Genomic DNA, 18,885 nt, shown 5'->3' with positions numbered 1-18,885 from the left:
TGGCACTAGTGTTAAGTCGAATTCCTGCCTTTTCTGACTTAGAACTCAAGACTTTCGACTCAAGACTAACCGTAAATTTTTGAGTGACATGACACTGGATTAATAAGCTTTGCGCAGCTTAATTATCCGCATCCAGTGCATCAGTTTCATAACCGGGTAAACCGGGTCAATTTCAAACCATCGTTTGCCAAAATTGGCGCTGTTGGGATGTTTGTGGTGATTATTCTGGAACAATTCGCCAAGCATCAGGAAATCAAACGGCGTGGTATTTTTTGATTTATCCTTATTATCAAAATTTGTGTAGCCATATTTATGTCCGCACCAGTTAACAATAGCGCCATGGATAGGGCCCATCATAAAATGAATTGGCAGCAAAAGGAACATCCACCAGTGTGTAGCAAACGCAATATAAAAGCAAGTGTAAGCCACGCTAAAAAGCAGCCTCGAAAGCAATGATGAACCAATCCTGTCTATAAATGGCCATTCCGGGTAATTCCCGGCAAACCTGGCTTCAATATCTTTTGTTTTTTTCAAATGATCACCAAAAGTTAGTATGGTAGCTTTCATCATTTGAAAAATATCGGTAAAAAAATGCGGCGAATGCGGGTCTTTCGCGGTATCACTATAGGCATGATGCTCGCGGTGCATGGTGGCGTAGGCCCGGGGATTTAAAAACGAGGCTCCCTCAAAAAAATAGGCCATTAAATAAAATACCCGCTCCCAGCCTTTGCTTGTAGTAAACATGCGGTGCGAAGCATAGCGGTGCTGGAAAAATGTTTGAAAAAACAACGACAGGAACCAGTGCGCGATAAAGAAGATAAGTATAATCATGGGAAACAGCTAAATATAAATGACGCACCTTTTCATCATCATTTTGATGAAGACACGGCCTATTGATCGGGAAAAGACAGAGGATAATGGATATTCTTTGAATTCTGCGAAGAGCTATGCTATGAAGTGTCCGTTTGTACAACAATTAAACACTTGTTTTGTTACAGGGGAGACGCTATTTATTTAGCACACCGCCTTACCTTTAATTTAAAATACAAAAAAAGCCCCGGACATTCGTCCGGAGCCCCTCGTTAATGTAGTCCCCCCTACAGGACCTACATTCACAGTTGATTAAAAAGTCCGTTTACCGGTAACTGTAACAGTTGCATTATTGCCGTCAACAAATGTTGCTGCTAAAGCATCCGCGGTGAGTTTGGCAATTACTTTACCCCCATCAGAATCCACCAGCTCGCTGTTTGCATTAATTACCCCATGAAATGAGTGGCTTTCTGACGACCCAGTTTTACGGGATGCTCCCCCAAATAATTTCAGACTGCGCGACAGCAACAAATTAAATGTACCTGTCTCCGGCCTGGTGCTATCATAAGTACCTTCAAAGCATTCAATAAGTGCGTTTGACGTTTCTTTTGCGATAGTGAATGTGGCGCTGGCATGCCCGGGTATATTAAACGATGTAACCGTTGGCGAGCCACCATTGGCATCAACCGAGAAAGTAATACTCACTGCCGTTCCGCTTAATGTGCCGGTAAAAGGCGCAATGTAAGTAGCGCCATCAACCACACTAACGCTGGCGGTAAGGTTTGCAGTAACGCCATCGATAACCAAAACCGCAGTAATGGTTGTTCCACTATTTGCAAGGTTAAACATAATGGTACCGCTGGAGCCTATTATTATTCCTTTATAAACCCCCTTGTTTTTGGTGTCATTTGCGGCAACGGCATCGGGCGTGGCTTTGCAGGTAGCACAGGTATAGGCCGGGGCTTTGTTACTGTCCTTACTTTTGGAGCAGCTGAAGGTTACCGTGACAATCAGCGCCAGGGCAACAACATAGTAAAGCACGTTTTTCATTTTTATAGATTTTTGAAGGTTAATATTCATTTTTTACCACCGCGGGGAAAGAAGTTTATTTTAAAAGCCAGTTAGCCGGCTTACTGAAATACAAATTTGTTGACCCATAGCTTTTTGTAATCCTCATCGCTGCCGACAAATACTACACTGTTCTCCTTTGTATCATATATGGGTTCGAAGCTTTTGGTCATATAAAATTTCTCCTTGCCAAGCACAGTAAAGCCGCCAACATTTGCGTTTTGTACATCAAGCTTTGCAATCCGGGGAAAAAAGCGCGGGAAGAAAGTTGCGCGTCCGTTATAGGCATCAAAAAAGTCGGCATAGCCTTTAAAGCCCTTAACCTCAAGCACAACCCAATACAGCGATGAACCATCCTTGGAAGGAATAAATGATTGTGATACCGGGAATATTTCGCTTTTCTTGTCGGTATTCATTTTTTCAACACCGTACTGAGCTTTTAATTGGCCGCCCTTGTCGAAGTGGAAGCACACAATATCCTCGTAGGTCTTTACAGGATTACCCATGCCAAGGTTTGTTTTACCGTTAAGCTGTCCGGCAATCAGGTATTCGCCATTGGCTGTAACCTTAAAGTCCTGCACGCTGAACTTCTTGCCCTTATAAGGGTCGGCGCCTTTATCAGCAGGCGAAGTTTTAAATTTCGACTTAAAGTCGCTCACTGGCGCAGTTGAAGCAAAATCAAGGTTGCCACCGGTAAATTTTAGCAGGTGAAAATTATCCATTTTCTCATTCGCCTTTTTCTCCCAGTTAAAATCAGTTTTGTTTTTTGCATCGGTATAACATGGGTTTGATATAGATGCTGTATAATTTTCAAAAACTTCATCGTAGGGGTCTTTTGACTTTGTTGAGGTAGCGCAGAAAAACACCGAGCCATCCTTTTCAGCCATATCGATAATCAGCATATTATTTGAAGGGCTTTTAAAAGCTACTTTGTTTTTCAACCCGCCGTCGGGCGAGTACCGCAAATAGGTGTAGGCCGATAAATCAGGCTCCCCCTTTTTAGGTGCAAATACCAGCACGATATCCCCATCCTCCAGTTGTGCAGAATATACCAGCGATTGCGAACCGCTTATATCAACGGGCTTCGAGCTAATCGCCAAATCGGAATTTATGCCCATTATCAAAAAATCCGTTCCCTTCTTGTTTACCTTGCTGTCAACTCCCGCCAGCACAAATAAGGTTTGGTCGGTATTGGTAAAGGCAGCGAAGCCGTAGTATTTGCCATCCTCGTTTTTAGGTTTAATAGTTTCTGTCGAAATGGTTTTTTTGGTGATGTAGCGTTGCTTTTTATAGTCCCAGGTTTGCAGTTCAGTGTACTTGCTAAATTTCAGCTTCATGCTTAAAATCTCGAACGAACTGCAGCCGCCAACACTGGCGTAAAAACCGCTCACTGTTCTGTCGGGTTTGTCCTCCTGGGTTTGTTTGGGCTCCGATATTTCCTCGTTTTTTAAAAACTTAATGTTATTATCAAAGCTGTAGTTTTCGTAAAATATCTCGTTTGCTTTTTTATCGCCGGGAATTTTGTAGGTGATGGTGTAGGTTCCATCGGCGTTTACGGCTTTGTATAAAAAACCTTTACCTGCTTTTTTTGAAAGGTCCTGGATGGTTTCCTGGGCTTGGGTGCCGGCAGCCAGCAGCAGCACTACGGACAATAATAATATTCGTTTCATATACATTAGGGTTTGGGAGTAAAGCTATCCCGCCCCGGCTGCATAAAAAATATGAGATAAGTAGTAATGTGAGAAGAAGTTCATGGTTGATAGTTCATGGTCTGAACGCCGTCAACTTTCGTACAGTAGCCAATGACTAATGACAGCGAAGCGAAATGACCAATGACTACCGATACCCCGTTTTCCTTAATGCTTCCTTTTTATTACGCACGTGTAGCTTTTCGTAGGTGTTGCGGATATGGGTACGCACGGTATCTATCGATATAAAAAGCTTGTCGGCTATTTCCTGGTAGCTGAACCCTTTGCTTAGCCAAAGCAATACCTCGTTCTCGCGGTCGCTTAAAACATCTTTGGCATCAACATAAGGCGTTTGCTGCTGAAAAGCCATTACCACCTTGCGGGCAATCTGGCTACTCATGGGGCTGCCGCCTTTGCGCAGCTCAATCAATGATTCGATGAGCTTGGTGGCCGGCATATTTTTAAGCACGTAGCCGGTGGCACCGGCCTGCAACGCTTTAAATACACGGTCGGCATCGTCGTACACGCTCAGTACCATCAATTGCACATTGGGCCGGTACGGTTTTAACCATGCAATAAGCTCTATGCCCGACTTACCGGGTAGCTGAATGTCGGTAAGCACCAGTTCAATATCATCGCCCAGACCGCATTCAAAATAGTTTATAGCTTCCTCAGCACTTACAAAAGATGCACGCAAATTAAACTCGCCCGACCCTGCCAGCAAGGCCGACAGGTAGTTGCGGATTTTTTCGTCGTCTTCTATAATTACAATAGGCGTCATAAGTTGTGAAAATAACCTTTTATTACCGGTTTATAAATGTGAAAAAAGTAGTAGGCTTTACCCGGCAGTAAACGTATAAATTACCGTAACTCCCTGTTTATCACTTAGCCATTTTACATCACCACCAATATCTTCCATCCTTTTTAGCATATTTTTCAAGCCGTTGCAAGTTACCTTTGCTGCCGTTTCAGGCAAACCTCCGCCGTTGTCTTTTACAGTGAATTCAATTTTGCCACCGTTAACCCTGCAGCCTAGTTCTGCGCTGGTTGCATTTGCGTGCTTCATCACATTATTTAATGCTTCCTTGGTAACCAGGTAAAGGTTGCGGCGTTGTTCATTGGTAAGTTTTATATACGGCACCTCATCCGGAAAGTCAATTTGCAGTTTAAGCGCAAATGGCTCAAAATACTGCTGCATTTGTTCGCGGGTGTAAGCAAGCAGGCTTTCCAGGGTATCGTTTTGCGGGTTAAGCGCCCAAATAATTTCATTTATGCTCTCCAGCAAGCGCCTTGCCGCTGCCGATATGCTGTTTACATCCGTTTTAATAGATAGTTCGGCCTCCTGGTGCGTTTGTATCAATTCACTTAGCAGGGCAATATGCGTTAGCCCGCTGCCTATTTCATCGTGCATATCGCGGCTAATGCGGTTACGTTCCGCATCTATGGCCTGTATTTTTTCGAGCTCATTTAAACGGCGTTTAATTTTCACCTGCGACAGCATATAGGTGATATACACTATGATAGCCAGCACCAGCAACACTCCGGCAATATAAAACCAGGCGCGCTGCCAATAAGGCGCCGTTATATGTATGAATACTCTTTCCTCGTCGCTCCAAACGCCATAGGTATTGGCCGATTTTAATTTGAAAACATAATTGCCTGGCAACAAATGCGAGTACCGTGCCGATTTACCGTATGTAATTACCGGTTTACTGTCCCAGTTCTGCAAAATATATTGAACCTTATTAGCCTCGGGCCGTGTATAATCAAGGGCCGCAAACTGTATGTTAAAATCGTTTTTACTATACGGTACGGTGATTTCCTGGTTTTTAAAATGGGGGCTGGTTTTCAGGAATGCCTCGCCATTAATTTCAATACGCGTTATTGCCGCACCCGGCTTCAATAAATTTTTCACGCTGTTTACCGGCTTAAACCAGTTAAAGCCTTTTATCCCGCCAAAATAAAAAGTGCCCGTTTTGCTTTTGTAAAATGATTGTGTGTTGAACTCATTACTTTGCAGGCCATCCAGAAACGAATAGTTTTCAAAGGTATTATCAGTCCGGTTGAAAAAACTCAACCCCTTGTTGGTGCTAATCCAAAGATTATGATTTTCATCTTCCAGCGAGCCGTATACATAAGTGTTTGGCAGCTTACTTTTTTCGCCCCAAACCTGGTATTTGTTGGTGGCAGTGTTGAAATGTATTAAGCCCATCCCGCTACCGATCCAAAGCCAGCCGGCATCTTTTTCATCATGCCGAACACTCCGCAAGTCAATCCCGGGTAGCAGCGTTTCAAAAGGCCCATACATTTCGCCATCGGGTTTTGCGTGAAACAGCCCAATGCTTGATATGGCCGCGTAAATACTATTATCAGGCATTTCAACCACATCTATAATATTGCTTTGCAAATACGGGTCCTTGTCAAGATACCTTGCCGTGAAATTGCCTTGCTCATCCTTGTGTAATCTTACTAAACCTAAAAGTGTAGCTGCCAAAATATCTCCGTCATGCAGTTGTATCAGTTTAAAAATAAAAACATTAAGCTTTGGGAATATTTTAGGCTGATGTATAATAGGTATGGTTCTAAAAGTTTGCTTTTTCATATCGAACAAGCTGATGCCTCCGCTGCTGCCCACCCACATATTCCCATCTTTATCCTTTAAAAAACTGCTTACAATATTACCGGGCAAAGTGGTATCATCTCCGTCTTTATGCTGAAAGTTTTTTAGGGCACCTGTAAGCTGGTTATAAATGTTAAGACCGCTGTTGTGCGTGCCAAACCAAATATTGCCTGCATCGTCCTCAAAAAAGCATTTGGTAAAATAGTCCTTCAATATGGGGTAATCTCCTTCGGACAAGGGGAATAAATTAAACTTGGGCTCCTTTAAATCAAGCCGCGAAACCCCGCCACCGTCAATTCCTATCCACAGGTTATCGCCCCTATCAATATACAAACATGTTGATATATCAAATGGCAACGATTTCAGCTTCGAGTTATCGTGGTGGTAGTTATAAAACTGCCCGGTTTTTTCATTATAATAAAACAGGCCGTTGCCCCTTGATGTAAACCACTCCCGACCGTACTTGTCCCTTGTATTTTGAACCGAATAAAAAGGCGCAGGCTTTCCATCTATCGTTTTAACAATGGTTGTATCGCGCCCGGTTTTTAAATCACGAAAAATTATGCGGTCATCAAAAGCTAAGATGTGGCGGTTTTTCTCAAAGAACACACTTTGTGGCGGATATTTTTGAAGCCGGTAAGTATAGCGATGGGTTTTACGGTTAAAAAATATATAGGGGTCGTTTTTGCCGACCAGCCGCACCCAAACATTCCCTTCATCATCGGCGCTGTTTTGAGCAAATGACACCTGCGAGAAGTCTATTTTATAAGGAAGCGGGTACAGTTTTAGTTTATAGGTATGGGTGTCGAATTCAAAAACACCTTTAATTATATTTAGTATGATAAGATTGTCGTGCTCATCCATAAACTGGCAAATGAAATTACTATTGCCAAAATCGTCTTTGCCGAAGGCCTTTACCCTGTCAACATTCTCGGTAAATACATTCCACTTAAAAATACCGCTCTCGTTACTGTACCAAATGTTGCCTTGTTTGTCTTCAAAAAAACTGCCGCGGATAAAATTATTTACCGCATCGGTATCGCTTTTTGCCTGGTACCTGAAAGTGCGTAGTGAACTGCCATCGTAGCGGCAAAGTCCATCAGGCGTGCCAAACCACATAAAGCCTTTCTTATCCTGGCGAATCCCATAAACCGAGCTATGAGGCAGGCCATCATTACTGCTAAGCGTTTCGAAACGGGGAATAATACGCTGCGACCAGCCAGCCAGGCTGATCAACATGCCGATAAGTGCGAGTTTAAAACGCATTACTTTACAAGGATTATCATGCGTACCTGAATAGTTTAAATTAAAAGGTTGCTGCCGTGCGGATTACGGCAGCAAATTAGCTTGCTTGCTAAAGGTAACAGAAAAGATACAATTTACAAAGGGGGATGTATATTTCGTTTGATGAGGATGACGCGGCAATTTTCCACAATGCCGGGTTGAATATGGGTCGAGCCGATGGTTCTTAAAAAAGGAACAAATTAGAGTTTCTAAGCAAGCAATACGTTTGCTGGGATACCCAACTTCTGATGAAGTACTTTTGCAATTCGTAATGTAAGCGGTTTTTTCCCGCTAAGCAACGCAGACACGTATCCCTTGCTTCCTATCCAATCAACAAGGTCTTTGTTCATAAGCCCTTTTTCATCCATTTTTTGTTTTACAACTGCGATAGGGTCGGGATAGGGAACAGGATAATGCACATCTTCATATTGTTTTATAAGTAACAAAGCAATTTGCAGCTTTTGGCCAGTCTTGCTTTCAGGAGCCACTTCTAAATCAAATTGACTGTCAATCCACTCTAGTAAATTTTGGTACTCTTTATCGTTCTTTATGATTTGTAAATCCATATTGTTAATCTTTAAATTTAATCGTGGCTACATCAATCATACCATACTCTTTGTGGGTGCCGAACCATTTTATTTGTATAGTCTTATAAATAAATATAACACGGATGACAAGCCTATAATGATTTCCCTTTATATTAATCACAACACGATTATCTCCTACTAAACTCGCACTCCCATTAGTAGCCTTTAGTTCTTGGAAATTTTTAAAATCAGCCGACAAAAACTCATGGTACCATTCAAATAAAGCGTTTTTAGCCTCCGGGTACTTTTCCCCGTAAACCAAAAGTGTTTTCCTGTTAATGATATTAAACATTACCCATAAGGTTTTCTAGTGGCAAACAAAGATAGATGGTTTTCTAATAGAAAACAAAAAAACAGCAATTAGGAACGACTGTTATTTTTATTCCTTCACCCACTTACTTTTAAACCCTAACGTCTTCAGCCCCTTTTGTATGTCCGGATTACTCATAAACAGCTTCCATATCAAACCGCTGCGGTAATTTTCAATCATGACTACAATCGGCCCCTGGTCAATCGCCAAATGGGTTTTGGCGTACCAGTTATGGGTTTCGCTAAAGCCATCGGCAAAACCGTATGGACCCCATATCTTATCTCCCAAATCATAATAAAAATGTTTAAGCGCTTTCATGGAGTATTCTGGCGTGTATGGAAACGATGATAGCGCGGCCGTTGGTTGTATTACGCCCCGGTCGTCTTGCGGACAATGGGCTACATAGCCCTTCCAGCTGTCGCCGGCTGTAAGTCCCCAGCAGTTTTCGCCGTAGCCTTTAAAGTGTTTAGGGTTGGCTATACAATATGCTCTGTTGATAAGGGTATGATTTTTTGTTTGTTCGGCATAATCAATGCCGTTATCGTCAGTTAGTCCGGCAGGATCAATGCCCATGTAGGTGTATTGTTCAAAAAACAGCGGCCCGCCCATATCAAAATCACCCAGCGGTAGTTTGTAGCCAAAATACGATTTGCCATTTTTCCAGGGTGTGCTTTTTACCCAGCTGTTTTCATAAAGTTCCTTCGATATAGGGTGTACCGGCGATGATGCCGAAATAATATAGGTAATCAGTGCCTCATCATACCCGAATACCGGGAAATTCATGTCAAAATCATTACGGGGGCTCCAATGCCAAAACAAAGTTTTATTGCCACCCGCGCTGTGCCAGTTCCAGTCGGCAGCGTCCCACATTTGCTGTACCCGTTTTTGGAAATATCTTTCGGGCAGCGTGTTGCCATTGAAGTAGGCCTTAGCAGTAAGCAGCCCCATCATCAGGTACGATGTTTCAACTATATCTGCGCCATCGTCCAGCCTGCCAAACGGGATCGTCTTGCCGGTTACACCATTCATAAAATGCGGGTAAATACCATGGTAACAATCGGCCTTTATTAAAAAGTCAACAATCTTTATCAATCGCCTTAAGGCGGTATCTCTGCCAATCCAACCACGATTTACGGCTACCACGGTTGATAGCACGCCCATCCCCGTACCGCCAATGGCGCAGGCTTCGGGGCCGAAGGTGTGTTTGCTCAGGTTCGGCTCGTCGTCGGCTTCGTTAATATAATCCCAGTAATATTCGGCTTTTACAGTATTGTCGCGCTCACGGGCCAGCCCGCTAACCGGGTGGGCAAAATGCCAGAAGTACCTGAAAGTTTGCCGTTGTACAATGTCAAGCAGCGCTGAATCGCTGATATTTTTGATGATCCCTACAGGCGCTATCGAGTTGCCGGGGTTTGGTTTATGCCCAACGGTATTTTTTTGTGCAGATGCCATGAAAGCAAATAACAAGGCGATAAGCATGCAGATTAATCCTTTTTTCATGAATGTTTTGTAACAGGAAAGCCGATTTATAATTGACGGTCAAGTTAGGGTTTTTATAAGCTATGCAAAAGCAGTTCGCTTATTCTTTCTTTTTGCCCTTTGCGCTTGGTTTAGGTTTTAATGTTGTTGCGTAATCGTAGCTGTCAAAAAACCAGGTTTTCAATTCTTCAGTTTTCTGCAAAAGAGAATTGGGTACTTGCACGTACTCCTTTTGTACAATACCATATTGAAATACCAGGCCGGTATCGTATTTCAGTATAAATTCCTCGCGCTTTTGTGCCGGTAGCTTTAGCGCTAAATAATCGTCTTTTGTAAAATAGCTGTACATATTGCCATTTAGCGAAGTATAAGGCATGGTGTCTCCTTTTCTAACCACATCAGGATGCAACGCCACTAATTTATCGTACAATGCAATTTTATCGTTTCTGCTATTAGGTGTTTCCATCTTTTTGTCGGCTTTATGTAATTGGTTAGTCCAAACTAATCATTTTTTTACCCGATTAAAATCCGTTTTATAAACTTGTAAAATAATAAACCAACATGAGCTCGATACATTATATCTGTACCACCTGCGGTGTTCAATATGCGTCATTAAGCACGCCACCCGAAAACTGCAAAATTTGCGAAGACGACCGCCAATATGTAAATCCCGCCGGCCAAAGCTGGACAACACTTAGCGAATTACAACAAGGGCATAAAAATAAAATTGAGCAGGTTGCCCCCAATTTGTACGCCATTTATACTGAGCCGGCTTTTGGAATTGGCCAGCGCGCGCACCTGTTAATAAGCCCTGGCGGTAACATTTTATGGGACTGTATCAGCCTGGTTGACACCGAAACTATTGAGGCTATCAGTGCGTTAGGAGGCGTACAGGCTATGGCAATTTCACACCCTCATTATTTCTCCTCAATTGTGGTATGGGGCCGGGTTTTTGGCAATGTACCCATATACATAAACGCGTTTGACAAAAAATGGCTCGCACGCGCCGACGCCAATATTAAATTATGGGACCAGGACACGCTCAATTTATGGGACGACATACAGCTCATTCGCTGCGGCGGGCATTTCCCCGGTGCAAGTGTTTTATTTTGCCCGCAAAACAAAGGCATGTTGCTGGTTGGCGATACCATACAAGTTAGCCCCGACCAAAAAACAGTTTCGTTTATGTATAGCTACCCCAATTTGGTGCCACTGCCCAAAAAAGAGATATTACAAATAAAGGCGTCTGTAATTGACAAACCGTTTGATGCCATGTATGGCGCATTTGGGCGTTATATTTTAAGTGATGCAAAAAAATGTTTGGAATTTTCGATGGAAAGATATTTGAAAATATTTGAATAGGCCTTGTGCCTATTGCTAATACTACAGAATTTGTCCCGCAAGTTGCTCCCAGTTACCAACCGGTTCTTTTATGCCCAGCATTTTAGCTATAAGCATAAATATATCGGCCGGTTTTTTTCCCTGTCCGCGTAAGTAATTTACTGATGTTGAGCCGGCAGATTTCGATAGTTTTTTGCCCGGCGCCTCCATCAGCAGCGGGTGATGATAAAAAGCAATTTCGGCAAATTTCTCCTCGCCTAATGCAAGCGACAGTCGATGTTGGGCAAGCGTGGACGGCCAAAGGTCTTCACCGCGCACCACCAGGTCAACGTCATAAAAAAGGTCATCAATTACCGATGTGAGTTGGTAGGCGGGTAAGCCATCTTTGCGTTTTATCACAAAGTTTTCCATTTCTGCGGGCAAAGCCGCCGTTACTGTTTCCCCGTTATAGCTTTTTACCGATAGTGGCAGGTTGCCGCTGGTATCCAAACGCCAGCTAGCATCAATTATATCGCCGGTTACAATCCTATTTTTGCAATTACACACCGAGGCATTCAGTTGACTGCGCGAACACGTGCATGCGTACACAGCACCGTCGTCACGCAATTTTTCAAACGCTTCATTGTAAAGACCGAGGCGATGCACCTGCGAGTAACTATCCTCAAATTCTTTAACATTGCGAGGCCCCTCGTCCCAGGGTATCTCTAAAAAATCAAGGGTGTCAAAAATATCCTGCACATATTGCTTGTTGGCCCTCGCCTGGTCAATATCGTCAATCCGTAATAAAATTTTAGCCCCTGTTTTCCGGGCCACCGCTGCCGTAATGCTGAATGACAATATATTACCAACATGCAGAAAACCACTTGGTGTTGGTGCAATGCGGGTTTTGTTAAAATACTTGTCGTGGGTTATCATTTCTTGGCGCGACGGGATGTAATCAACCAAAATACAATATGTGTTTTAGCTTCTAAAATATAAGGTTGTTATTTTTTCAAATAGCCGCTTAATTATGTAAATCTTTCCCCAAATAATGTAACGGTCGCCGGTCATCGCCAGGCTACATTTGTATCATTAAATAATTAAAAAAATAAAATCATGAAATCATTATTCAAATTGATTAATACAATCAAAAACAAATCTCAAAAATGCAGCAACCCAAATTGTACCTGTCAAAACTGCACATGTGGCGACAATTGCACCTGCTCAAATTGCCTGTAATAATTCCATTTTTCAAAACAAGATAGCCATTTAATTTAAGTGGCTATCTTTGTTTTATTGGCCGGGCTACTAAAACAAAAAACCGCTTTTAAATTCATCTCCATTATAATCACCTTGAAGTATTACATAAAAAATATGGTTTGCATGCGCTGCGTTAAGGCAGTCGCGCTTTTGTTGGAAAACATGAATGCTGAGGTAGTTTATGTGCACCTGGGCGAAGTGCTGTTGAAAAGGCCACTCGTGGCAGAAGAAGTCGCACAATTTAAAACCAGTTTAAAAAGTGTCGGATTTGAATTGCTGGATGATCAGCGCGGGCGGCAAATTGAGAAAATAAAAGCCATAATAATTGATCACATTCATTACAAGGAAGATGAAAAGTTCAATTTTTCGAAAGTGCTTTCAAACGAACTTGCCAAAGAATACTCTCAATTAAGTAAGTTATTTTCGGAAACAGAAGGCGTGACGATTGAACACTATGTAATCCTGCAAAAGATAGAGCGGGTTAAGGAACTGCTTGCTTATAACGAGATGAACCTTAACGAGATCTCTTATAAGTTAGGCTACAGCAGCGTTGCGCATTTATCAGCTCAATTTAAAAAAGTCACCGGGCTTACACCCACACAATTCAAGGCGCAGGACATCCATTTACGAAAACCGTTAGATATTGTTTAGTTTTTGCGAAAGCTGAAATACATTACCCTCCGGGTCTTCTCCATCGCAAAGCAAATAATTAAATCCAGGGAAAGATTTTATATCCCTTAACACCACGCCCTGCTGCATTAAACCGGCGCAAAATGCGGTCAAATCACTGTCGACATTAAAAACTAATTTGGCATTGCTGTCCACCCTGAACGGATTATCACTTTCATTTATAAAGTCAATTCCGATTTTGTGAAAGGCAATTTCTGTTTGCCCGACGCTTAATACAACCCACTCGCTGCTAATTTCTTCAAGCAACTTAAAATTAAAATGCTGCATGTAAAAGTCCTTAAGCCCTTCTACATCTTTACCGAAAATTATTATCCTGTTTAGCGAAATATTCATTTTCCCATTTAAATAAATATCATTCATCTGCCAGCTCAATCCAAACCGGGCAATGGTCGCTTGATTTTTCCCAGCCGCGCACGTTGTGGTCAACCGCACCGGCTTTAAGTCGACTGGCAAGATTAGGGCTCAACAAAAAATGGTCGATACGCAACCCGGCATTACGGCCGTAAGCATCGCGGAAGTAATCAAAAAATGTATAGATAACCTGGTTGGGATATAACGTTCGAATGGCATCCGTCCAGCCTTGTTCAACCAGTGTTTTAAAGGCCTGGCGTGTTTCGGGGCGAAACAGTGCATCATCAACCCAACGCTCGGCTTTGTAAGCGTCAATCTCAGTGGGCATAACGTTATAATCGCCGGTTAGTACTACCGGCATACCCGACGCAAGTAATTCAGCTGCATGCAGCGTCAGCCTTTCAAACCAGCGCAGTTTATAGTCAAATTTAGGACCGGGCGCCGGGTTGCCGTTTGGCAGGTAGAGGCAGCCAATGGTAATGCCGTTTATAACAGCCTCAATGTAACGGCTGTGCTCATCGTCAGGGTCGCCGGGCAAAGCGCGGCGCACTTCAGTAATATCCATCCCGCGCGTCAGTATGGCCACGCCGTTCCAGCTTTTTTGGCCATGCCATATTACATTATAGCCAGCATCGAGTATCGCTTGTTCCGGGAATTTATCCTGCGGGGCCTTCAATTCCTGCAGGCAAACCACATCAGGCGTTGTTTCTTCCAGCCAGCGCAGTAATACAGGCAGGCGCCCGTTTACACCATTTACGTTATAGGTTGCTATTTTCATAACATTGCTTTATTAGTTATTACCCGAAAGATTTAATACTATTGAATCGCCAGATGGTGAAATCCTGAACACAGCACCATCTGCCGGTTTAGTAAATCTTCCCTTGACCGCTTTTACAGCATAGTTCATCCCTTCAAATTTACAATTGATACTGTTATTATTTATGCTGGTGAACGGCAATTTTATACCGTCCGCAGTTGTCAAATCAAGGTACCAGTTGCCGGGGATATCACCATCGATTTTGATTTTTAAGGTTCGCTCGTCCATATCCATAACAAGGGTTCCGTTTGTGGTTGTCAGTGGCCAGCTTATGTGTAACCTCCCAGGAGCTGGATTTGTTATGCTCGGGTTGCCACCGGTTAAGCTAACCGATTTTCCGTCGACAGCAGTCATAAACCTTAAGCCTGCCAGTTTTTGGGCTTTGCTCCAAATGTAACCATCAACAACCGGTAGCGTGAAAAACGTGCACTCGTTCGACGTTGCCACTTTTGTTTCGTAAACCGAAGGCAGCTTCTCATTAAATAAATGAATATCGCGGAAACGCAGCGTGCCGTTCTCCCACAACAAGTTCACCCGGTAAAAACGACTGTTGAACCAAACGGTTTTGCGGTCACTACCAGGTATATCTTCATTAACGGTAACCGATGTCGCTGGCGTAACCTTGTATTTCGCCTTAAACCACGCGCCCGATTCGGCAAGGGTTTCCACCTTTATTTTGTGCTCATTGCGCAGTTTTGCTATTAATGGCATTTGTATTTCAAACCCTTTAGCCATTGCATCCCAGGTAAATGAGTTTTCCTGTCCGGCTTGGGTATAAGCAAATTCCATGTCCTGACCTTCAACAAACTGCTTAAAATACCAGTTTACCCAGGTAGAATCGCCGCCGCCAAATTTGTAAACAGGCTCAAGGGTTACTACGCCCTGCCTGTTTGTGCCAAGGCCGTTATCATACTGCCTTACCGGGTCGCTACCAAGCATCCTGAAAATGGGCACGGGCACCTGGTTTGCTTCGTGCTGCGCGGGCATGTAAGAATTTATTTTACTGGGATAATAAGCCTGGTTCCAATAGCCTCCCCAAAGCGTATAACCATCGGTGCCATATTGATCTTTACAATTAGCCGATGCCACAATGTGGTACTTTTGGTACATATAATTTAGCGTATGCGCATCAATAAACCACGATGCAACCGACTTTGGATAGTAGCCGAATATCTTCTTAAAATCCTTCATGTAAACATCAGTCAGCAATTCGCGCTCATGAGGTGTGTAACCTGTTGCGAAGCCGATGTTTGCCCGCCAGTCCCAGGGATAACGGCCACGCCATTTTAACCCTGCCTTTTCAACCAGCGGCTGCGGTATTTCCCACCAGCCCCCAATTTCGAACGAGTTGCGCGGCAGACTTTTGAGCAACATTTGATAACGTGAATCCATCAACGCATCATACTGCAATAAAAAAGTGCCGCCCAGCTTATATTTTTTCATTATTTCCACCTGTTTTACCACGGTCTGGTAAAGCACATCTTCGGTAATTGCAGGGTCGCGCGGTTCCAGCAGGCGGATAAAATTTACAATATTTACAATTTTGGGGCGACTGCTTTTTATTATCGGTACAATAGGTTTACTACCGTAATTGAACGAGCAAAGCAAACCTGTAACCGCAATTCCAAATGCTGCAAGGGCCAACAGCTTTTTATTCATGGCGTTTTATTAAGTAGTGTTGAATGATATGACGTTGGGCAAATTACAAATATTTTGGTGCTTGTGGATGAGAATTATATCAGTTAACCGCCGTGTTCAGGAATGGCCGCTCCACAAACTTCCTACTGGAATACGCGGTAAATTTAACCTGGCAGAATTAAATCTTTAAAACAAAACAAACTGATTAGTCCTATGTTTTTATATATATTATTGTCTTCAGTCTGCTGTTGTCAAATACTTCATCCACATATCTATTGAACTAACACTTACTTACCAGCCCAATGTTAACAGATACCTCGTTCCACGTAAAAGTTATAAACGATGAAATAATAACTTATTACGAGGCAGTGCCTGGTGATGCGTGTTTCAATTTGGCCTATAATAGCGTTATTTTTGCCAGTGTAATGCTGCAGGGCCACTGGCAACAAACATCCGGAATAAAGTTACCGGCTCAGCAACTTTTAACAATAGGAAAACAAATCAGCAGAATAACACGCCGCCAGACGTTTACCAACACAAAAACACCACAGGCAACAGCGTTGTAAACACGCGCAAACATTTCAATAACACCACGGTTGGGGTTGTGGAAATGGTAACGTTATTTTATAGACTTTTTGTTTAAGTCGTCAGCTACCCATTGCACCCAGTCCTTTTCTTGCGCAGGAATATAGATATCAGGCTTTATACCGGTAGGATTAATGGGTTTTGTTTTTATATCTGTCGAGAAAAATACAGGGTACCCCCAGTAATACCATTTACAACTTTTGTCCCCAATTGGCAGGGCATTAACACTGCTGTAGTCAATCATCCCATAAGTGTTATCCCCGTACAAAGTAACTTTCGAGCTGGTTTCCTTTAAGCCATTAATAAATGCTTCGCCGGCGCTTGCCACTGCTTTGTCGGTAATAACAGCAATATGTGCAGGGTATTTGTATACCACCCTTTTGCCGGTATCTGGCCACGCGCGATAAAACGAGAATCCGATTATTTTACCTGGATTGGCCCTGATTTTGCCGATAATATCATCGTAATATTTGATTGCCAGGCTATCTTTCTTTTGCCGGTAATACGTGCTCTGGTTGTACAGATAGGCGGCATCGTCTTCAGAAGCCATCAGCAGCAGGTCGTCGGTGCCCGGCTTTTTCGGCTCGGGGTGTACAATAGTATTGGCTATTTTGTAAATGCCGCCCCATATGTAATTGCCGCCGCCATTGCCGCGTACATCAATTATCAAGTTAGGGGTTGATGTAATCAGTGCCTCGTTTTTTATCAGCACGCTATCCAGGTAACGGCCATCAATTAATGCCGAGGGGACTGTAAGCAGCACATTGTTTTTATCAATGACCTTTAATATTGGCAGCTGTGGGTCAACTGTATTTATATAGCTATACTCAGCGTTTAACGGCCAGGCCTTTGCTAAACGATAAAGCCCCATCGCCAAAAAAACATTTTTAAAAATATGCACATTCTCGAAACGCAACCGGGCAAAATCGCCCCGGTAAACGGCTACGTTATAAGTGTTTTTTCCTGTTTTTTCAATTTCCATTTTCACCATACCCGGTGCCCATTTAGGGGTCGATGTTTGCTGTACCACCCCCGAAAAGGTATTTTTCCCTGTTTTTACAATGCCTAATTGCAGGTTTCCGGCCGCCCGCCAAATACCCTCTATCGAATCCCTGTCGGTTTTTTTAGCAATTAGTTCTTTGTAATTTGCCGGCAGGGGATGGGTTTTAACAGTGGCTGCTAAACTGTCGGGTTGTTTTGGCGGCGACTCAAAAATATCCAGGTGCCCATCGTGAAAAAAGCCGACATATTGTTGCAGCACGCCATAGCAATCTATAAACGAGGTTTTAACTGCCTTTTCTCTTAGCATTCCTTTTAACTGCACATATTGCGAACTGTCCTTTTCCTTTACATTGTGGATATAGCCGGCATAATTGCTTTCGGTTTTTGTAATAACCTGGTTTAAAAGGGATGAACAGGAGCATGTTTGTGCAAACATGTTGTAGCCGCTGACAAGGCCACACATTAATAAAAATAGTTTCTTCATCATCAAATATTTCCCGCCAAATAAAAGCAATCGGACTTTAAAATTTCCCGGCGTATACATAAAACAGCTATTGGTATACCAACTGTATGTTTATGCATCTAAATAAAGCTTTTTGTGGTAAAGATTATATGCGGCGAACACTATTTGATTGATTAAAGACTTATGAATCCCAACCGACATATATCGTATAAATTATTAATCGCCAAACGTTTGTTGCCACATCGTTGGTTTTACGTCCGGATAGTTAGATATTTGTTTATTAAACCATCGCAACCATGTATTCAACTCAATTCCTCCTTCGCCTTACTAAAACAATTTCGGTAGCGGCAATTGGTTTAATGGCTTTACTGGTAGTTATCGGCAATACAACCGATTATTTTACAAACTACCATTTTGTTGAGCATGTACTAAAGATGGATACAACTTTTCCTGATAGCAACATTCATTACCGAAGTATCCATAGCACATTTCTGTATCATGCAGGTTATATTTTCATCATAGCAATGGAAGCCTTTATGGCATTTTGCTGCATTAAAGGTGGCTGGCAGTTATTTAAAAACTTAAAAAACAGTGGTATGGTGTTTCATGCTTCAAAAAACTGGGGCGTGGCCGGCATACTTACCGGCATAGTAATCTGGTTTCTTGGTTTTGAAGTAATTGGCGGCGAATGGTTTGCCATGTGGCAGAGCCGCATTTGGAACGGGCTGGGCAGCGCCGAACGGATTGTCACCTTTTTAGTTATGGTGCTTATATTATTGCAGTTTAAAGAAGAGGATTAAAGCACTTTCTTACCGACGGCATGTTCATCATCAGTTGGGTGATAGTTTCAGAGCATAAGTTGGGTACACGTTGTATGGTTTACATATTCCGGTGTAAACCATGTATAAATATC

18 protein-coding genes are annotated in these 18,885 nt (G+C 42.7%); 4 read left to right on the top strand and 14 right to left on the bottom strand.

Features of this window, described 5'->3' with window-relative positions; translation table 11 throughout:
- Positions 1 to 99: 99 nt before the first annotated feature.
- The 9 genes from Q0R52_RS23220 to Q0R52_RS23180 form a co-directional block, all read right to left on the bottom strand.
- Entirely contained in the window at positions 100 to 831 is a 732-nt protein-coding gene (locus tag Q0R52_RS23220; protein ID WP_295799226.1) for an acyl-CoA desaturase, read from the bottom strand.
- Positions 832 to 1,122: 291 nt separating this feature from the next.
- Positions 1,123 to 1,890, bottom strand: coding sequence for a hypothetical protein (locus Q0R52_RS23215; protein WP_295799223.1), 768 nt, complete (start codon positions 1,888 to 1,890; stop codon positions 1,123 to 1,125).
- Between the two features lie 50 nt (positions 1,891 to 1,940).
- Positions 1,941 to 3,548: a hypothetical protein gene (locus tag Q0R52_RS23210; protein ID WP_295799220.1), complete on the bottom strand. Its 1,608-nt coding sequence runs from the start codon at positions 3,546 to 3,548 to the stop codon at positions 1,941 to 1,943.
- A 166-nt stretch (positions 3,549 to 3,714) separates the two neighbouring features.
- The gene (locus Q0R52_RS23205) at positions 3,715 to 4,347 is read right to left on the bottom strand and encodes a response regulator transcription factor (protein WP_295799216.1); all 633 of its coding nucleotides are present in this window, start codon (positions 4,345 to 4,347) and stop codon (positions 3,715 to 3,717) included.
- Positions 4,348 to 4,404: 57 nt separating this feature from the next.
- Complete coding sequence (locus Q0R52_RS23200; RefSeq protein WP_295799212.1) at positions 4,405 to 7,452, bottom strand: sensor histidine kinase; 3,048 nt, start codon at positions 7,450 to 7,452, stop codon at positions 4,405 to 4,407.
- Between the two features lie 227 nt (positions 7,453 to 7,679).
- Positions 7,680 to 8,036 (bottom strand): transcriptional regulator, encoded by a 357-nt coding sequence (locus Q0R52_RS23195; RefSeq protein ID WP_295799208.1) that lies wholly within the window; start codon positions 8,034 to 8,036, stop codon positions 7,680 to 7,682.
- Positions 8,037 to 8,040: 4 nt separating this feature from the next.
- Positions 8,041 to 8,349: a type II toxin-antitoxin system HigB family toxin gene (locus Q0R52_RS23190; protein ID WP_295799206.1), complete on the bottom strand. Its 309-nt coding sequence runs from the start codon at positions 8,347 to 8,349 to the stop codon at positions 8,041 to 8,043.
- Between the two features lie 87 nt (positions 8,350 to 8,436).
- Positions 8,437 to 9,867 carry a glucoamylase family protein gene (locus Q0R52_RS23185; protein ID WP_295799204.1) on the bottom strand — a complete coding sequence of 477 codons (1,431 nt, stop codon included), beginning with the start codon at positions 9,865 to 9,867 and terminating at the stop codon, positions 8,437 to 8,439.
- Positions 9,868 to 9,946: 79 nt separating this feature from the next.
- A complete protein-coding gene (locus Q0R52_RS23180) occupies positions 9,947 to 10,312 on the bottom strand; it encodes a hypothetical protein (RefSeq protein WP_295799201.1) in 366 nt (121 codons plus the stop codon).
- Between the two features lie 95 nt (positions 10,313 to 10,407).
- On the opposite strand from Q0R52_RS23180, the gene Q0R52_RS23175 reads away from it, so the two are divergent.
- The gene (locus tag Q0R52_RS23175; protein ID WP_295799199.1) at positions 10,408 to 11,208 is read left to right on the top strand and encodes a hypothetical protein; all 801 of its coding nucleotides are present in this window, start codon (positions 10,408 to 10,410) and stop codon (positions 11,206 to 11,208) included.
- Between the two features lie 21 nt (positions 11,209 to 11,229).
- On the opposite strand, the gene Q0R52_RS23170 is transcribed toward Q0R52_RS23175, so the two are convergent.
- The gene (locus Q0R52_RS23170) at positions 11,230 to 12,102 is read right to left on the bottom strand and encodes a glutamate--tRNA ligase family protein (RefSeq protein WP_295799196.1); all 873 of its coding nucleotides are present in this window, start codon (positions 12,100 to 12,102) and stop codon (positions 11,230 to 11,232) included.
- Between the two features lie 486 nt (positions 12,103 to 12,588).
- On the opposite strand from Q0R52_RS23170, the gene Q0R52_RS23165 reads away from it, so the two are divergent.
- A complete protein-coding gene (locus Q0R52_RS23165; RefSeq protein WP_295799193.1) occupies positions 12,589 to 13,077 on the top strand; it encodes an AraC family transcriptional regulator in 489 nt (162 codons plus the stop codon).
- On the opposite strand, the gene Q0R52_RS23160 is transcribed toward Q0R52_RS23165, so the two are convergent.
- From Q0R52_RS23160 to Q0R52_RS23150, 3 genes are read right to left on the bottom strand one after another with little or no spacing between them, the layout of a single operon-like run.
- Positions 13,063 to 13,449, bottom strand: a complete 387-nt coding sequence (locus tag Q0R52_RS23160) for a VOC family protein (protein ID WP_295799190.1) — start codon at positions 13,447 to 13,449, stop codon at positions 13,063 to 13,065. The two genes, Q0R52_RS23165 and Q0R52_RS23160, sit on opposite strands and share 15 nt — an antisense overlap.
- 19 nt (positions 13,450 to 13,468) lie before the next feature.
- Positions 13,469 to 14,245 carry an exodeoxyribonuclease III gene (xth, locus tag Q0R52_RS23155; protein WP_295799188.1) on the bottom strand — a complete coding sequence of 259 codons (777 nt, stop codon included), beginning with the start codon at positions 14,243 to 14,245 and terminating at the stop codon, positions 13,469 to 13,471.
- A 12-nt stretch (positions 14,246 to 14,257) separates the two neighbouring features.
- Positions 14,258 to 15,943 (bottom strand): hypothetical protein, encoded by a 1,686-nt coding sequence (locus tag Q0R52_RS23150; protein ID WP_295799185.1) that lies wholly within the window; start codon positions 15,941 to 15,943, stop codon positions 14,258 to 14,260.
- A gap of 281 nt (positions 15,944 to 16,224) precedes the next feature.
- Here Q0R52_RS23150 and Q0R52_RS23145 point away from each other — a divergent pair, with 281 nt between their 5' ends.
- Positions 16,225 to 16,488, top strand: a complete 264-nt coding sequence (locus Q0R52_RS23145; protein ID WP_252791062.1) for a hypothetical protein — start codon at positions 16,225 to 16,227, stop codon at positions 16,486 to 16,488.
- A gap of 53 nt (positions 16,489 to 16,541) precedes the next feature.
- Here the strand turns inward: Q0R52_RS23145 and Q0R52_RS23140 are convergent, their stop codons facing one another.
- The gene (locus Q0R52_RS23140) at positions 16,542 to 17,996 is read right to left on the bottom strand and encodes a S41 family peptidase (RefSeq protein WP_295799179.1); all 1,455 of its coding nucleotides are present in this window, start codon (positions 17,994 to 17,996) and stop codon (positions 16,542 to 16,544) included.
- Between the two features lie 272 nt (positions 17,997 to 18,268).
- On the opposite strand from Q0R52_RS23140, the gene Q0R52_RS23135 reads away from it, so the two are divergent.
- The gene (locus Q0R52_RS23135) at positions 18,269 to 18,772 is read left to right on the top strand and encodes a DUF2165 domain-containing protein (RefSeq protein ID WP_295799176.1); all 504 of its coding nucleotides are present in this window, start codon (positions 18,269 to 18,271) and stop codon (positions 18,770 to 18,772) included.
- Positions 18,773 to 18,885: the final 113 nt, after the last annotated feature.

The sequence above is a fragment of the Mucilaginibacter sp. genome, assembly GCF_025359345.1.
GTDB lineage: Bacteria > Bacteroidota > Bacteroidia > Sphingobacteriales > Sphingobacteriaceae > Mucilaginibacter.
The sequence above is the reverse complement of the archived record's forward strand: the minus strand, read 5'-3'. Positions and strand labels throughout refer to the sequence as shown.

Bases quoted from the DNA above. Each gene is read 5' to 3' on its own strand.
- Q0R52_RS23200 (WP_295799212.1), bottom strand. From the start codon at position 7,452: ATGCGTTTTAAACTCGCACTTATCGGCATGTTGATCAGCCTGGCTGGC.
- Q0R52_RS23190 (WP_295799206.1), bottom strand. From the start codon at position 8,349: ATGTTTAATATCATTAACAGGAAAACACTTTTGGTTTACGGGGAAAAG.
- Q0R52_RS23170 (WP_295799196.1), bottom strand. From the start codon at position 12,102: ATGATAACCCACGACAAGTATTTTAACAAAACCCGCATTGCACCAACA.
- Q0R52_RS23215 (WP_295799223.1), bottom strand. From the start codon at position 1,890: ATGAATATTAACCTTCAAAAATCTATAAAAATGAAAAACGTGCTTTAC.
- Q0R52_RS23135 (WP_295799176.1), top strand. From the start codon at position 18,269: ATGTATTCAACTCAATTCCTCCTTCGCCTTACTAAAACAATTTCGGTA.
- Q0R52_RS23165 (WP_295799193.1), top strand. From the start codon at position 12,589: ATGAATGCTGAGGTAGTTTATGTGCACCTGGGCGAAGTGCTGTTGAAA.
- Q0R52_RS23145 (WP_252791062.1), top strand. From the start codon at position 16,225: ATGTTAACAGATACCTCGTTCCACGTAAAAGTTATAAACGATGAAATA.
- Q0R52_RS23180 (WP_295799201.1), bottom strand. From the start codon at position 10,312: ATGGAAACACCTAATAGCAGAAACGATAAAATTGCATTGTACGATAAA.
- xth (WP_295799188.1), bottom strand. From the start codon at position 14,245: ATGAAAATAGCAACCTATAACGTAAATGGTGTAAACGGGCGCCTGCCT.
- Q0R52_RS23220 (WP_295799226.1), bottom strand. From the start codon at position 831: ATGATTATACTTATCTTCTTTATCGCGCACTGGTTCCTGTCGTTGTTT.
- Q0R52_RS23205 (WP_295799216.1), bottom strand. From the start codon at position 4,347: ATGACGCCTATTGTAATTATAGAAGACGACGAAAAAATCCGCAACTAC.
- Q0R52_RS23185 (WP_295799204.1), bottom strand. From the start codon at position 9,867: ATGAAAAAAGGATTAATCTGCATGCTTATCGCCTTGTTATTTGCTTTC.
- Q0R52_RS23160 (WP_295799190.1), bottom strand. From the start codon at position 13,449: ATGAATATTTCGCTAAACAGGATAATAATTTTCGGTAAAGATGTAGAA.
- Q0R52_RS23140 (WP_295799179.1), bottom strand. From the start codon at position 17,996: ATGATGAAGAAACTATTTTTATTAATGTGTGGCCTTGTCAGCGGCTAC.
- Q0R52_RS23150 (WP_295799185.1), bottom strand. From the start codon at position 15,943: ATGAATAAAAAGCTGTTGGCCCTTGCAGCATTTGGAATTGCGGTTACA.
- Q0R52_RS23195 (WP_295799208.1), bottom strand. From the start codon at position 8,036: ATGGATTTACAAATCATAAAGAACGATAAAGAGTACCAAAATTTACTA.
- Q0R52_RS23175 (WP_295799199.1), top strand. From the start codon at position 10,408: ATGAGCTCGATACATTATATCTGTACCACCTGCGGTGTTCAATATGCG.
- Q0R52_RS23210 (WP_295799220.1), bottom strand. From the start codon at position 3,548: ATGAAACGAATATTATTATTGTCCGTAGTGCTGCTGCTGGCTGCCGGC.